The organism is Gilvirhabdus luticola (assembly GCF_040117515.1).
Classification (GTDB): domain Bacteria; phylum Bacteroidota; class Bacteroidia; order Flavobacteriales; family Flavobacteriaceae; genus Gilvirhabdus; species Gilvirhabdus luticola.
In genome coordinates this window covers 75,430-87,934 of sequence record NZ_JBEEEN010000001.1, presented here as the reverse complement: position 1 = coordinate 87,934, position 12,505 = coordinate 75,430, and the positions used below count along the sequence as shown (strand labels likewise).

12 protein-coding genes are annotated in these 12,505 nt (G+C 32.3%); 3 read left to right on the top strand and 9 right to left on the bottom strand.

Annotated elements, in window-relative coordinates:
- Positions 1-18: 18 nt before the first annotated feature.
- Complete coding sequence (gene ftsH, locus AAFP94_RS00425; protein ID WP_316661179.1) at positions 19-1,962, bottom strand: ATP-dependent zinc metalloprotease FtsH; 1,944 nt, start codon at positions 1,960-1,962, stop codon at positions 19-21.
- A gap of 8 nt (positions 1,963-1,970) precedes the next feature.
- On the bottom strand, positions 1,971-2,342 hold the full coding sequence (gene rsfS, locus AAFP94_RS00420; protein WP_316661180.1) for a ribosome silencing factor: 372 nt from the start codon (positions 2,340-2,342) through the stop codon (positions 1,971-1,973).
- Between the two features lie 84 nt (positions 2,343-2,426).
- Between rsfS and AAFP94_RS00415 the strand changes: the two genes are divergently transcribed.
- Positions 2,427-3,155: a biotin--[acetyl-CoA-carboxylase] ligase gene (locus AAFP94_RS00415; protein ID WP_316661181.1), complete on the top strand. Its 729-nt coding sequence runs from the start codon at positions 2,427-2,429 to the stop codon at positions 3,153-3,155.
- Here the strand turns inward: AAFP94_RS00415 and AAFP94_RS00410 are convergent.
- Together AAFP94_RS00410 and pyrE are read right to left on the bottom strand one after the other, a co-directional pair.
- Positions 3,152-3,547 carry an SRPBCC family protein gene (locus AAFP94_RS00410; protein WP_316661182.1) on the bottom strand — a complete coding sequence of 132 codons (396 nt, stop codon included), beginning with the start codon at positions 3,545-3,547 and terminating at the stop codon, positions 3,152-3,154. The two genes, AAFP94_RS00415 and AAFP94_RS00410, sit on opposite strands and share 4 nt — an antisense overlap.
- A gap of 25 nt (positions 3,548-3,572) precedes the next feature.
- On the bottom strand, positions 3,573-4,217 hold the full coding sequence (gene pyrE, locus AAFP94_RS00405) for an orotate phosphoribosyltransferase (RefSeq protein ID WP_316661183.1): 645 nt from the start codon (positions 4,215-4,217) through the stop codon (positions 3,573-3,575).
- A gap of 128 nt (positions 4,218-4,345) precedes the next feature.
- Here pyrE and AAFP94_RS00400 point away from each other — a divergent pair, with 128 nt between their 5' ends.
- Positions 4,346-4,927, top strand: coding sequence for an NUDIX hydrolase (locus AAFP94_RS00400; protein ID WP_316661184.1), 582 nt, complete (start codon positions 4,346-4,348; stop codon positions 4,925-4,927).
- A gap of 210 nt (positions 4,928-5,137) precedes the next feature.
- Here the strand turns inward: AAFP94_RS00400 and AAFP94_RS00395 are convergent, their stop codons facing one another.
- The 3 genes from AAFP94_RS00395 to AAFP94_RS00385 form a co-directional block, all read right to left on the bottom strand.
- On the bottom strand, positions 5,138-6,208 hold the full coding sequence (locus tag AAFP94_RS00395) for a serine hydrolase domain-containing protein (protein WP_316661185.1): 1,071 nt from the start codon (positions 6,206-6,208) through the stop codon (positions 5,138-5,140).
- A gap of 91 nt (positions 6,209-6,299) precedes the next feature.
- Positions 6,300-7,412 (bottom strand): AraC family transcriptional regulator, encoded by a 1,113-nt coding sequence (locus AAFP94_RS00390; protein WP_316661186.1) that lies wholly within the window; start codon positions 7,410-7,412, stop codon positions 6,300-6,302.
- Between the two features lie 119 nt (positions 7,413-7,531).
- Positions 7,532-9,271: a M14 family metallopeptidase gene (locus AAFP94_RS00385; protein ID WP_316661187.1), complete on the bottom strand. Its 1,740-nt coding sequence runs from the start codon at positions 9,269-9,271 to the stop codon at positions 7,532-7,534.
- 101 nt (positions 9,272-9,372) lie between these two features.
- On the opposite strand from AAFP94_RS00385, the gene AAFP94_RS00380 reads away from it, so the two are divergent.
- Entirely contained in the window at positions 9,373-10,995 is a 1,623-nt protein-coding gene (locus tag AAFP94_RS00380) for a SulP family inorganic anion transporter (protein ID WP_316661188.1), read from the top strand.
- Positions 10,996-10,999: 4 nt separating this feature from the next.
- On the opposite strand, the gene coaD is transcribed toward AAFP94_RS00380, so the two are convergent.
- Both coaD and AAFP94_RS00370 read right to left on the bottom strand, forming a co-directional pair.
- The gene (gene coaD, locus AAFP94_RS00375; protein ID WP_316661189.1) at positions 11,000-11,455 is read right to left on the bottom strand and encodes a pantetheine-phosphate adenylyltransferase; all 456 of its coding nucleotides are present in this window, start codon (positions 11,453-11,455) and stop codon (positions 11,000-11,002) included.
- Between the two features lie 18 nt (positions 11,456-11,473).
- Positions 11,474-12,448, bottom strand: a complete 975-nt coding sequence (locus AAFP94_RS00370; RefSeq protein WP_316661190.1) for a D-alanine--D-alanine ligase — start codon at positions 12,446-12,448, stop codon at positions 11,474-11,476.
- Positions 12,449-12,505: the final 57 nt, after the last annotated feature.

Below are 12,505 nucleotides of genomic sequence, written 5' to 3'. Positions count from 1 at the left end.
AAGGTTTTTGTAACGTTATTACTCTTCTTCAGAAGAGGATTCATCATTCTTGTCAAAAGGTCTTTTTCCAAATATTTTTTCCAAATTATCTTTAAAAATAACTTCTTTTTCAAGTAATACTTCTGCCAATTCAGTAAGCTTGTCTTTATTGGCTTCAAGAAGTTTAATAGCACGTTGGTATTGCTTTTCAATAATATCAGAAATCTCTTTATCTATTAGTTCTGCAGTCTGTTCGCTATAAGGTTTGGTAAACCCATATTCATTTTGTCCAGATGAATCGTAATAGGTTAAATTCCCAATTTTGTCACTCAAACCGTAAACAGTTACCATAGCTCTTGCCTGTTTTGTAACTTTTTCCAAATCACTTAAAGCACCTGTAGAGATTTTGTCGAAAATAACCTTTTCTGCAGCACGACCACCTAATGCAGCACACATCTCATCAAGCATTTGTTCTGGATGAACAATCAAACGTTCTTCTGGTAAATACCAGGCTGCTCCCAATGAACGACCTCTTGGTACAATAGTAACTTTAACAAGAGGAGCAGCATGTTCAAGCATCCAACTAATTGTTGCATGCCCAGCTTCGTGAAAAGCAACTGCTCTTTTTTCGTCTGGAGTGATTATTTTATTCTTCTTTTCAAGACCACCAATAATTCTGTCTACGGCATCAAGAAAATCCTGTTTACCTACAGATTTATTTCCTTTTCTGGCTGCAATCAATGCGGCTTCGTTACAAACATTGGCTATATCTGCACCAGAAAAACCAGGTGTTTGTTTTGATAAAAAGTCCGTATCTAAATCTTTGTCTTTTTTTATTGGTCTTAAATGAACCTCAAAAATTTCTTTACGTTCTCGCACATCTGGAAGGTCTACAAAAATCTGTCTATCAAAACGTCCAGCACGCATCAAAGCGGTATCTAAAACATCTGCTCTGTTAGTTGCGGCGAGTACAATAACGTTGGTATTGGTGCCGAAACCGTCCATTTCAGTTAACAATTGGTTTAAGGTGTTCTCACGTTCATCATTAGATCCTGAAAAATTGCTTTTCCCTCTAGCACGCCCAATAGCATCAATTTCATCAATAAAGATTATTGCTGGTGATTTTTCTTTAGCCTGTTTGAACAAATCCCTTACTCTTGATGCACCAACTCCTACAAACATTTCAACAAAATCTGAACCAGATAATGAATAGAAAGGTACTTTAGCTTCACCGGCAACTGCTTTTGCTAACAAGGTTTTTCCTGTTCCAGGAGCTCCAATTAGAAGAGCACCTTTTGGTATTTTTCCACCTAAAGCCGTATATTTTTCTGGGTTTTTAAGAAAATCTACAATTTCTTGAACTTCCTCTTTTGCACCTTCTAAACCAGCTACATCTTTAAAGGTTGTTTTAACTTCGGTATTCTGGTCGAATAATTTAGCTTTAGATTTACCTATATTGAAAATCTGACCTCCAGCACCACCACCAGCTCCTGAAGACATTCGTCTCATTATAAAAATCCAAACACCAATGAGTAATACAAAGGGCAAAATACCAATTAAGAAATCTCCCCATAAATTTTGCTCGGTTTTGAATACTAAATCTGTAGTAAGCTCGTCTTCTTTTTTAGTTTCTTTAAAAGTATTTTCAAAGTTTTGAAGATCACCTATTTCAAAGGAATAATTTGCAATTCTGGTTGCCGTTGGAAATAAGTTATTAGGTTTGGATTTTTTGTGTATTTCTTTTTCTTGAGCTTCCTTTGTTAAAAAAACTTTGGCTTCTCGTCTGTTTACAATTTCTACTTTTTCTACATCACCAGCCTCTAGATAACTGAAAAATTGAGAAGGCGTCGTTATATTTGTTCCTTGAAAACCACTTCCGCTAAATAATTGCATAGCGATAAAAATTGCTATGATACCGCCGTAAATCCAATATGGATTGAATTTAGTCTTCTTGTTTTTCGTATTTTTTTTATTGTCTGCCATTAACTTTTTTAATAACTCGTTTCTATTACAGTTGTTTTTGCGTCTCCCCAAAGACTTTCTATGTCATAATATTCTCTTATATGTTTTTGGAAAACATGTACAACTATATTAACATAATCAATTAAAACCCATTCGGCGTTATCTAATCCTTCAATATGCCAAGGCTTTTCTTTATGTTCTTTACTAACTTTTTTCTGAATTGAATTTATAATAGCGCTAACTTGTGTATTTGAAGTTCCTTCACAAATTATAAAATAATCACAAACTGTATTCTCAATTTCTCTTAAATCTAAGATATTAATTTCTTTTCCCTTTACATCTTCAATCCCACCTAATATTGTTGTTATTAATTGATCTGCGCTAATATTGTCTTTCGTCATTAAATTGTTTTAATTTGTGCAAAGTTATTATTTTTTTGGTTCTTTATAGTTTAAAATAATCATAAGATTTGCAACTTCAATACAATGCATATAATCAAACTTAATGCCACTGATTCTACAAACACATATTTACGCAATTTATGTGCTAATCAGGCTATAGAAGATTATACTATTGTTGTTACAGAACATCAAACCCAAGGTAGAGGCCAAATGGGTACAGTTTGGAACTCGGATAAAGGGAAAAACCTGATGTTTAGTTTGTTTAAGGATTTAAGCATGCACGATGTTGAGTTTCCTTTTTATATTTGTATGGCTATTTCTTTGGCCATTCTTAAAACCTTTAAAGCTTTAAATATTCCAGATTTGTATATTAAATGGCCTAACGACATTTTGTCAGCCGATAAAAAAATTTGTGGTATTTTAATAGAAAATGTCATAAAAAATAAGCTTAGTTATACAATTATAGGTATAGGTATTAATGTAAATCAAATAGAATTTGAAAACTTACCAAAGGCTTCATCTTTAAAAAATATTACTGGAAATCATTATAATCTAGATGAGATTTTATTTAGTATTATTAATAACACTAAATATTATTCATTGCTTTTACAAAATGAAAAATATGACACTGTTAAAAATGAATACGAAATGCGATTGTTTAGAAAAAACAAACCTTCAACATTTAAAGATATAGAAGGCAATTTATTTTCAGGTTTTATAAAAGGTGTTACTAAATATGGAAAACTGCAAGTTCTTCTTGAAGATAAAATTGTAAAAAAATTCGACCTAAAGGAAATTACGTTACTTTATTAGATGACCTTTGGAATGCTACTGGCCAATGTCTCTATAAATTTACTAATAGGCCCTTTAATCATCATAGCCATCATAGGGTTGAAATCACCATCAAAGGCTAATTGTACTTCACTATTTCCTGCTTCAGCTTCCATAATGTGACCAGTAAGAGTAAAATCTAGTTTGCCTTCGGCAGCTCCGAGTACAATCTTGTTGGGTACGGATACTTCTTTCTTTTTTAGCACTATTTCGGGCATGCCCTTTAATGCGAATAGAAATTTATCTTCATCTAACATTTCAAATTTGCTGATGTTTTCTGGCATCAACGACTCAAAATTTTTCACATCAGAAAGAAACTTGAAAACATCTTCAGGAGATTTATCAACATTTATTTTTGGGGATTCTAAATTCATTTACTTAATGTTTTAATAGTATATATCAATTAGCGTTCCATTCACTTGGATTGTCATTCCAATCTGATAAAGTTTTTACGTCTTTTTGCGATATATAATTGGTTTCAAGAGCTTGTTCCAACAAACTTTCATAATTGCTTAATGTATAAAGTGTGATATCTTCCCGTTTGAAATTTTCTAATGCCAATTCAAAACCATAAGTAAAAATAGCAATCATTCCCTTTACATTTGCACCAGCTTCTTTTAATGCTTTTACGGCATTTAAACTACTTTTGCCTGTACTTATAAGGTCTTCAACTACTACAACATTCTGCCCTTTTTGAAGAAAACCTTCTATTTGGTTTTTTCTGCCATGACCTTTGGCTTCTGGTCTAACATAAACAAACGGAAGACCCATATACTCTGCTACAAGCATGCCGATACCAATGGCTCCAGTAGCTACACCTGCAATAACATCTGGTTTTCCAAATTGTTTTTCAATCTGTTTGCCCATAGCTTCTTTTATGTAGTTTCTTATGTTTACAAAAGACAATACAATTCGGTTATCACAATAGATAGGAGATTTCCAACCAGACGCCCAAATAAAAGGTTCTTTTGGGTTTAATTTTATAGCATTCACCTGCAATAAGACTTCGGCTGTTTTTCTGGCGGTGTGTTTGTTGAAAATCATAAAAGCAAAACTAATATAATTTTACTTTTAAATAACACTTGATATTTAATAAAAATAAATTTGTTGAGTAGGTTTATATTCTTAAAAATTGATAATTTTAGCACTTTGTAATTTCTGATACAAAATTTATGTATAAAGTCTTTGTCAATGACAAACCCATAGTTCTTACCACGGAAATTGAAAAAGAAACCTATTTTAAGAATTACTTACTTAACAATGTAAAACTTGGTAAAGTTATTAGAACCCTTAATACTACCAAACTACAGGAGGCAAGACTTATTCATAAAAACAAGGATAAAATACTTAAAAAGTTTTTAAAGAAATTACCTAATGTTATTGCTGGTGGTGGTAAGGTATATAATGATAAAGATGAGGTCTTATTTATTTTCAGGAACGGTAAATGGGATTTACCCAAGGGCAAAGCAGAAAAAAAAGAAACTATAGATCAAACGGCTCTTAGAGAAGTTGAAGAAGAAACAGGTGTAAAAGGCCTTGAAATTACCAAACCTCTGGACATGACCTATCATATATTTAAACGCAATGGTCGCTACAGAATAAAAATTACGTATTGGTTTGAAATGAAAACATCTTACCGTGATTCTCTAAAAGCCGAAGAAAGTGAAGGGATAACACAAGTAGCATGGCTAAACAAAGAACAGCAAGAGGAAGCACTAAAAAACTCTTATGCTAATATTAAGGGATTGATGTGAATTTTGTTGTCTCGTTTTATGTGTTTATGTATGGTTAGTTGCTGTAAGCAATAAGATCAAGAAAGAAACAAAGTTCAGGAAATTCGGTAGAATTCCGTATTGATCTTTATGCACTCTCTAAGCAATTAATTATACGTGGTGTTGGCAAACCTTATAATGTTTTGATTGAAAAACACATTAAAAGTCATTCAAATAAAATCTGTGAACAGTTTATTTTCTAGAAGATAAAATCATGTTAATAAGAGGGAAACTTTCTTGTGGCTTCACTCTTGATCCTAACCATTTTTTAAAAATCCTTCCTGGATCTGCTCGAAAGACGAAAACCATATTTTCCTTAGGATAGATGGCAATGTATTGCCCGCTATTTCCACGTGCAATATACATATCATTTACTGTATCTATCCACCATAGAAATCCGTAATCATAGTAGTAATATTTTCCTGTTACTACATGTTTTTCAAAACTTTTGGATATCCATGTTTCAGATATTAATTGTTCATCCTTCCATTTTCCTTTTAGCAAGTAGAGGTATCCAAATCTTGCATCATCCCGAGCTGAAGTTTGCATTCTGTAAGCTGGATAATTACTTTTTGATTTTTCAAATTCATAAGTAGTATTTTCAATTTTAAAATCTTCCATACCAATTTTGTTTGCAATACTTCTTTTAAATGATTCAAAGATATCTTGATCAGTTACTTGGGTATAAATATGGCCTAGAGCATTGAAATCCCAATTATTATAGTAAAAGAATTCTCCAGTTTTAAAACTACCTCTTAACGGACGTCCTTCAGCATCTTCTTTAGATTCATATGCAGCCGGATGATAGACTCCGGAAGAACTAGTCAGTAAACTATAAACTGTTGCTTTTTTTTCCGTTTCAGTCAGTTTCTGTACATCATCAATATCCAAATTAACAAGGGTCATGTCTAGCGAAATTTCTCCTTTATCGTATTCAATTCCAAACAGGCTATTTAAATAAGATTTTCTAATAGAACGATTTTGGATAGGTTTTGAAACATCTCCCCAGGAAATAATTACATAACCATTTTTAACCACGAACAAAGCATCTCCACCAATATTCTTAAATTCAGTTTCCACATCTTTCAATTGATCCAATGAAAATCCAAAATTTTCGGGTGAAGTATATGTCCAAGTATTGTCTGGATAAATAATTTCCCCAGTTGGATTATCAATGGTTTTATAAATGGGTGGTTTTAAATTTTCACTTTTACATGAACTTAAAACTACTAGTGCTACTAAAATTAATTTCCAATTTTTCATATCACTTTTTTATTTTGAATTCTACGGATGACAAATTACACAGGTTAGTGCAATAATTCAATTAATAGTTGTCTTGTAAAGCGATTTAAGACTATTTAGATAATTCTAAATATTGTGTAGGAGTAAGTTGGGTATGTTTTTTAAATGCTGAATAAAATGAAGCGCGCGAATGAAATCCTGATTCCTTTGCGATACCTTCAATAGAATATTTGTTGTGAGAATCTAATAAAATTCTTTTGGCTTCTTCAACCCTGAACATGTTTATGAAGTCTCTAAAGCTTTTTCCCGAAACTTCATTAATGATTTGCGAAATTTGATATTCTGGGATTCCTAGTTTCTCAGTAATATGTATAAGTTTTAAGTCTTTTCTTTTATAGAGATGTTCTTGTGACATGAGACTATTTATTCTGGAAAAAGAATTTGAAATATCAATTTTTGATAGTCCTGATCTTTCGTATTTATTATTTGAATTAGAATAAATACCAACTATTCCCGGAAGCGTTATTAATCTGATACACAAAAGAACAATTAGTATGGAGTAAATGTCATAGAGATATAGATTGAAGTTGCCATGGATACCACTAATTCTCAATGTTAATGCTGTAGTAATAAAAATTATACTTGCTACAATAATAAGTCGAATCCATTTAATTAAAACCTTTTTCTTTCGATTAGGCCTAGGATTTGCTTTCACATAAATTCGAAAACAATAAAAAATAAGCACTAAATATAAAAGAGAATAGAGAAATTGAAAGCCATTGTACCATGATGGGAGTATTCCTGTCGTATTGGTAATCTCGCCCATGAGTACCGCATTTTTATACGAAGCATTTTGGATAAAAAATGGAAAAAGATAAGAAACCAAAAAGATAAATGGAATGAAATGAAATAATTGCTTTAATTTAAATTTTCTTGTCGGGTTTAGTAAATAAAAAATATACAGGTACAATAACAACGGTCGTAATATTCCAGCTGGAAAATTGAGTTTAAACCAATGAGGATAGTTAATAATTGCCCCCGTCGAATAAAGGAATTTTACGGCAAAAACTGTGGCACTCGATAGCAGAAATCCCGTAAACCAGATGTTAGCAATTCTTAAACTTGATTTTATAGCAAATGCGATAGCAATTATAATTGATAACAACAAACCAAATATTAAGATAAGCTCATTAAAATTTAAATAAAACTCAGATTGTAATATCATTCTATTAAAAATTGAGTTATGTAAGAATTTACTCAAAATATTTGCCAATGTTAGGCTAATCATTGATTGAATTGCTACAAGCCATATTTATACTAATTTCGACAATATTTTTGAGATTGTCAAGGTTCTAGAATTCTATAAATTGGATATTGCAGATGTGCTTTTTCGTAATAGACACTTTTCTTATATATCCAATCCAGTTGTGCATACCAATTGTTAGCCAAGGCAGTGTCTGTATATTTTTTGGTTTCAAAAAGGAGTATAAGTTCTGGGTCGTTATCCAATAATTCTTTGGCTTTATCTTCCCAAACATAAGGCGAAAAGCCTTCTTTTTGTTGTAAAATAGTATCAAAAAAGTTCCAGTTGAAAAATGAATCTGGAGCTTGCGGTTCAAAAGTTTCTAATAAATATCTAATAGCTTTTTGGTTTGTGGAAATGATGTAATCTCCTTTATTAAAAGCCACTTCAGCTATTGTTCTTGTAATATTGGTGTTGTAATGTTGATAATGCCCTTCGTAGGGATTTGCTCTGGTTTTGTAATTATCTATTTTGTAAGATTCAACAGTTAATATGGTATCCTTTTGTAGAGGATACATTTCTACTTTATTCAATTTTAAAAGTTCTAGAACTTCAAACCAAGCTTTTGGAATAACATAAGCATTAGGAATTTTGACTTCAATTTTTGGTTTTAAATATTCGTGATACGCGACCTTTTTCGTAAATGGTTTTGAGCGATTGTATTTTAAACGATTAAAACCTGTGATTTCACTTTCTATGGTGTTACCTTCAAAACCTTTAAAATATAACGTTGTTGTTTTTGTTGTATCTATTTCCCAATCGAGAATATAACTATCTCCTGCTTTATATCTTGTTAAAGCTTTTTTTCGTAATGACATAATCACCTCTCCACGTTCTTCAGTAATTTCTAGCATGCTTTTCATAAGTTCGTAGGTACCTTCAACTCTTTGTTTGTAAGGTTTCAGCATATGTGTTTCTACCATCAACCCAAAAGTATTGAACAAGGTTGTATATCCAGTTGAGTACCTTGGATAATCAATAAGTTGAGAAAATCCTTTTTCAGGCACTTGGTTAAAAACATTCACATAAGGCGTGATATCCCATTCTTTTTCAGATAACTTCTGTTTCAAGGAAGGTATAATTTGGGCAAACAAAAACTCACCTAGTTTGCCACCAAGTTTATTGTGTTGAGTAAACAAATGTGTCATTGTGTATTGATAATCTGCACCATTGCTCACATGATTATCAATAAAAACATCTGGTTGCACCAAATGATATATTTCTGCAAAAGTTCTGGCATTCTTGGTATCACATTTTATAAAATCACGATTCAAATCAAAATTTCTTGCATTACCTCTAAATCCATACTCTTTCGGACCATTTTGATTGGCTCTTGTTGTTGAATTTCTATTCAAACTTCCGCCAACATTATAAATAGGAATAGTAACCAACACTGTATTTTTAGGCATTGTAATAGGGTCTTGAGCAATATCTCTAAAAAGCAACATGGTAGCATCTATACCATCACTTTCTCCAGGATGAATACCATTGTTAATTAGTAAAATCCTTTTATCTTCCCTTATTTCTGAAAAATCAAAAATACCGTTGGGATTTAAGGTTACTAGATGTAAAGGTTTTCCAGAATCTGTCTCACCAATTTCCTGAATAAAAATTGCTGGATATGTTTTAGCTAAATTTTTGTAAAATGAAATGGTTTCTTTATAGGTTGCGGTTTCTGTTCCACCTGAAGCTTCAAAAACGGTTTTAAAATCAAATGGAGTATTTTCCTTTTTATTACAACAAAAGAGACATAAAGAAAGAATAATAATAATTTTTTTCATTTCAAACGTTTGAGAAGTCAAACATAATCAAAATAAAGAAATATGCTCTTGGTCGCCCAGATTTTAACTGTATTTTTGCAGCTTCTTAAAGCAAACCTATTATGACAGAGTTTATTAGAAAAAGAACTGCAAATGCAAAAAACGATATTTTAAGCGGACTGACAGTTGCTTTAGCTCTTGTTCCAGAAGCCGTAGCGTTTGCATTTGTTGCCGGAGTTGATCCGTTGGTTGGATTGTATGCAGCATTTATGATTGGCCTTATTACGTCAGTGTTTGGAGGAAGACCAGGAATGATTAGTGGCGCCACTGGTGCATTGGCAGTTGTTATGGTAGCTTTGGTTGCCAAAGGGAATGCTATGGGAGTTGAAGGTGAAAATCTTGGCCTGTACTATCTTTTTGCAACGGTGATTTTAATGGGAATTATACAAATGCTGGCAGGAGTTTTTAAACTTGGAAAGTTTGTGCGATTAATACCTCATCCAGTAATGATGGGATTTGTAAATGGTTTAGCAATTGTGATTTTCCTATCTCAATTAGGCATGTTTATGACCGTTGAAAACGGTCAGGAAGTTTGGATGCACGGATCAAAATTATGGACAATGATTGGTTTAGTCGCATTGACTATGGGAATCATGTTTGGTTTACCCAAATTAACCAAGAAATTACCAGAAGCTTTAATCGCTATTTTGGTTGTTTCGGCTATAGTAATCTTCGGAAATCTTGATGTAGCAACTGTTGGTAGTTTTATAAAAGAAGGTGGAGGAGAAGGTCTTAAAGGTGGTTTGCCACAATTTCAATTTGATATTTTTAGTAAAGTGCCATTTACTTTTGAAACTCTAAAGTTTATTGGTCCCTACGCTTTAATTCTTGCAGCCATTGGTTTGATAGAATCATTAATGACATTAAATTTAATTGACGAATTAACAGAAACCAGAGGAAACTCCAATAAAGAATGTTTAGCTCAAGGCGGTGCAAATATCGTTACTGGATTATTTGGTGGAATGGGTGGTTGTGCAATGATTGGGCAATCTATTATAAACATTAAAGGAGGCGGAAGAGGAAGGCTTTCTGGAATTGTTGCTGCCATTGCATTGCTTATGTTCATCTTATTTGCATCAGGATTGATTGAGCAAGTACCTATTGCAGCTTTAGTTGGTGTTATGTTTATGGTTGTTATAGGAACTTTTGCTTGGAGTAGTTTTAGAATCATGAACAAAATACCAGGAACAGATCTCTTTGTACTAGTTTTAGTTTCCGGACTAACAGTGCTTTTTGATTTAGCTATAGCAGTAATTTCAGGGGTTATTGTTAGTGCTTTGGTATTTTCTTGGGAAAATGCAAAACGTATTCGTGCAAGAAAACGGATGAAGGATGACGGTACAAAAATTTATGAAATTTGGGGGCCATTATTTTTTGGAAGTATTTCTGCTTTTAATGAAAAATTTGACGTAAAGAATGATCCCAATAATGTAGAAGTAGATTTTGTGGAATCGCGTGTTGCTGACCATTCAGCATTAGAAGCCATTTTTAATTTAGTAAACAAATATGAGGCTGAAGGCAAGTCTATAAAACTAAAACATTTGAGTGAAGATTGTAAAGTCTTGTTGTATAAATCAAGTCCGAAATTTCGTGAAGTAATTATTGAAGATATAGATGATCCTCGTTATCATTTAGCTGCTAATCCAGAAAAGTTTGCAAAATCGCTTTCGGAATATAAGTTGTAATCTTTTATTTTGCAACTACACTTTTAGGAACAAGTTTAGTATAATCGCCATTATTTCTAATAACGTCCCGTACAATGGAAGAGGAGATATATGAAGTTTGAGCAGAGGTTAATAGGAAAACGGTTTCAATAGGAGCTAGATCACGATTGGTATGAGCTATGGCTTTTTCAAATTCAAAATCTGCAGGATTTCGTAGACCTCGTAGGATAAAATCAACACCTATTCTTTTACAGAAATCTACGGTTAGACCTTCATAAGTCACCACAGTTATTTTTGTTTCATCTTTAAAAGCCTCTTCAATAAATTTTTGACGTTCTTCTAAAGAGAACATGTATTTTTTATCTGCGTTAATACCTATAGCAACAATAACCTCATCAAAAAGTGTGACACCTCTTTTAATGATATCATAATGTCCTAACGTTAAAGGGTCAAATGAACCTGGAAAAATGGCTTTTTTCATAGCATAAAAATACGTTTTTTATTTCAATGCCTCTTCAATAGCATTTGAGAACAGTTCTGATAAAGATATTCCAGCAGAAACGGCTTGTTGTGGCAAAATACTTTCTTTAGTCAACCCTGGTACAGTATTTACTTCCAATAAATGAGGCTCTCCGTCTTTAAATATGTATTCACTTCTGGTAAAACCTTTCATTTTTAAGATTTCATAGACTTGTTTAGCCACTTTGTTGACTTTGTCTGTCATTTCCTGACTAATTCTCGCAGGAGTAATTTCTTGAGATTCGCCTAGATACTTTGCTTTGTAATCAAAAAAATCGTTGTCACTCACAATTTCAGTAATAGGTAAAACTTTTACTTCTCCTTTATAATTTATAACACCAACTGAAACTTCAGTTCCGTCTAAAAAAGATTCAATAATGATTTCGTCATCTTCTTTAAATGCAATTTCAATGGCGTTTTGTAAATCCTCATCTTTATAAACTTTAGTAACTCCAAAACTGCTTCCCGCTTTATTGGCTTTTACAAAACAAGGCAGTCCAACAGTTTTTACTATAGATTCTTCATTAAATTTATCACCAAGATTAATATAGAATGATTTTGCTGTTTTTATACCATAAGGTTTTAAAACACTTAAACAGTCCCTTTTGTTGAAAGTCAATGCTGCCTGATACATACCACAGCTAGTATGAGGCATATTAATCAATTCAAAATAGCCCTGCATAAAGCCATCTTCTCCAGGAGAACCATGAATGGCATTAAAAACACAATCGAAAGTTATGATTTGGTTTTCTATTGTTACTGTAAAGTCATTTTTATTTATTGGGAATTCAACATTATTGTCATCAACATAAACCCATTTATCTTTTAATATTTGGATACGATAACCAACATATTTTGAAGCATCTAAAGTTTCATAAACTACGTTTCCACTTTTCAAGGATATTTCATATTCGCTTGAAAATCCTCCCATAATAATGGCAATGTTTTTTTTCATATGTGCCGAACTTGATTCAGTATAAATCTAAAACCAACAATAAAACGTATCTTATAT

What these genes read in the sequence shown, in the direction of transcription:
- coaD (WP_316661189.1), bottom strand. Translation starts at nt 11,455, where the DNA reads ATGAAAAAAGCCATTTTTCCAGGTTCATTTGACCCTTTAACGTTAGGA.
- pyrE (WP_316661183.1), bottom strand. Translation starts at nt 4,217, where the DNA reads ATGATTTTCAACAAACACACCGCCAGAAAAACAGCCGAAGTCTTATTG.
- AAFP94_RS00380 (WP_316661188.1), top strand. Translation starts at nt 9,373, where the DNA reads ATGACAGAGTTTATTAGAAAAAGAACTGCAAATGCAAAAAACGATATT.
- AAFP94_RS00415 (WP_316661181.1), top strand. Translation starts at nt 2,427, where the DNA reads ATGCATATAATCAAACTTAATGCCACTGATTCTACAAACACATATTTA.
- rsfS (WP_316661180.1), bottom strand. Translation starts at nt 2,342, where the DNA reads ATGACGAAAGACAATATTAGCGCAGATCAATTAATAACAACAATATTA.
- AAFP94_RS00385 (WP_316661187.1), bottom strand. Translation starts at nt 9,271, where the DNA reads ATGAAAAAAATTATTATTATTCTTTCTTTATGTCTCTTTTGTTGTAAT.
- ftsH (WP_316661179.1), bottom strand. Translation starts at nt 1,962, where the DNA reads ATGGCAGACAATAAAAAAAATACGAAAAACAAGAAGACTAAATTCAAT.
- AAFP94_RS00370 (WP_316661190.1), bottom strand. Translation starts at nt 12,448, where the DNA reads ATGAAAAAAAACATTGCCATTATTATGGGAGGATTTTCAAGCGAATAT.
- AAFP94_RS00390 (WP_316661186.1), bottom strand. Translation starts at nt 7,412, where the DNA reads ATGATATTACAATCTGAGTTTTATTTAAATTTTAATGAGCTTATCTTA.
- AAFP94_RS00410 (WP_316661182.1), bottom strand. Translation starts at nt 3,547, where the DNA reads ATGAATTTAGAATCCCCAAAAATAAATGTTGATAAATCTCCTGAAGAT.
- AAFP94_RS00400 (WP_316661184.1), top strand. Translation starts at nt 4,346, where the DNA reads ATGTATAAAGTCTTTGTCAATGACAAACCCATAGTTCTTACCACGGAA.
- AAFP94_RS00395 (WP_316661185.1), bottom strand. Translation starts at nt 6,208, where the DNA reads ATGAAAAATTGGAAATTAATTTTAGTAGCACTAGTAGTTTTAAGTTCA.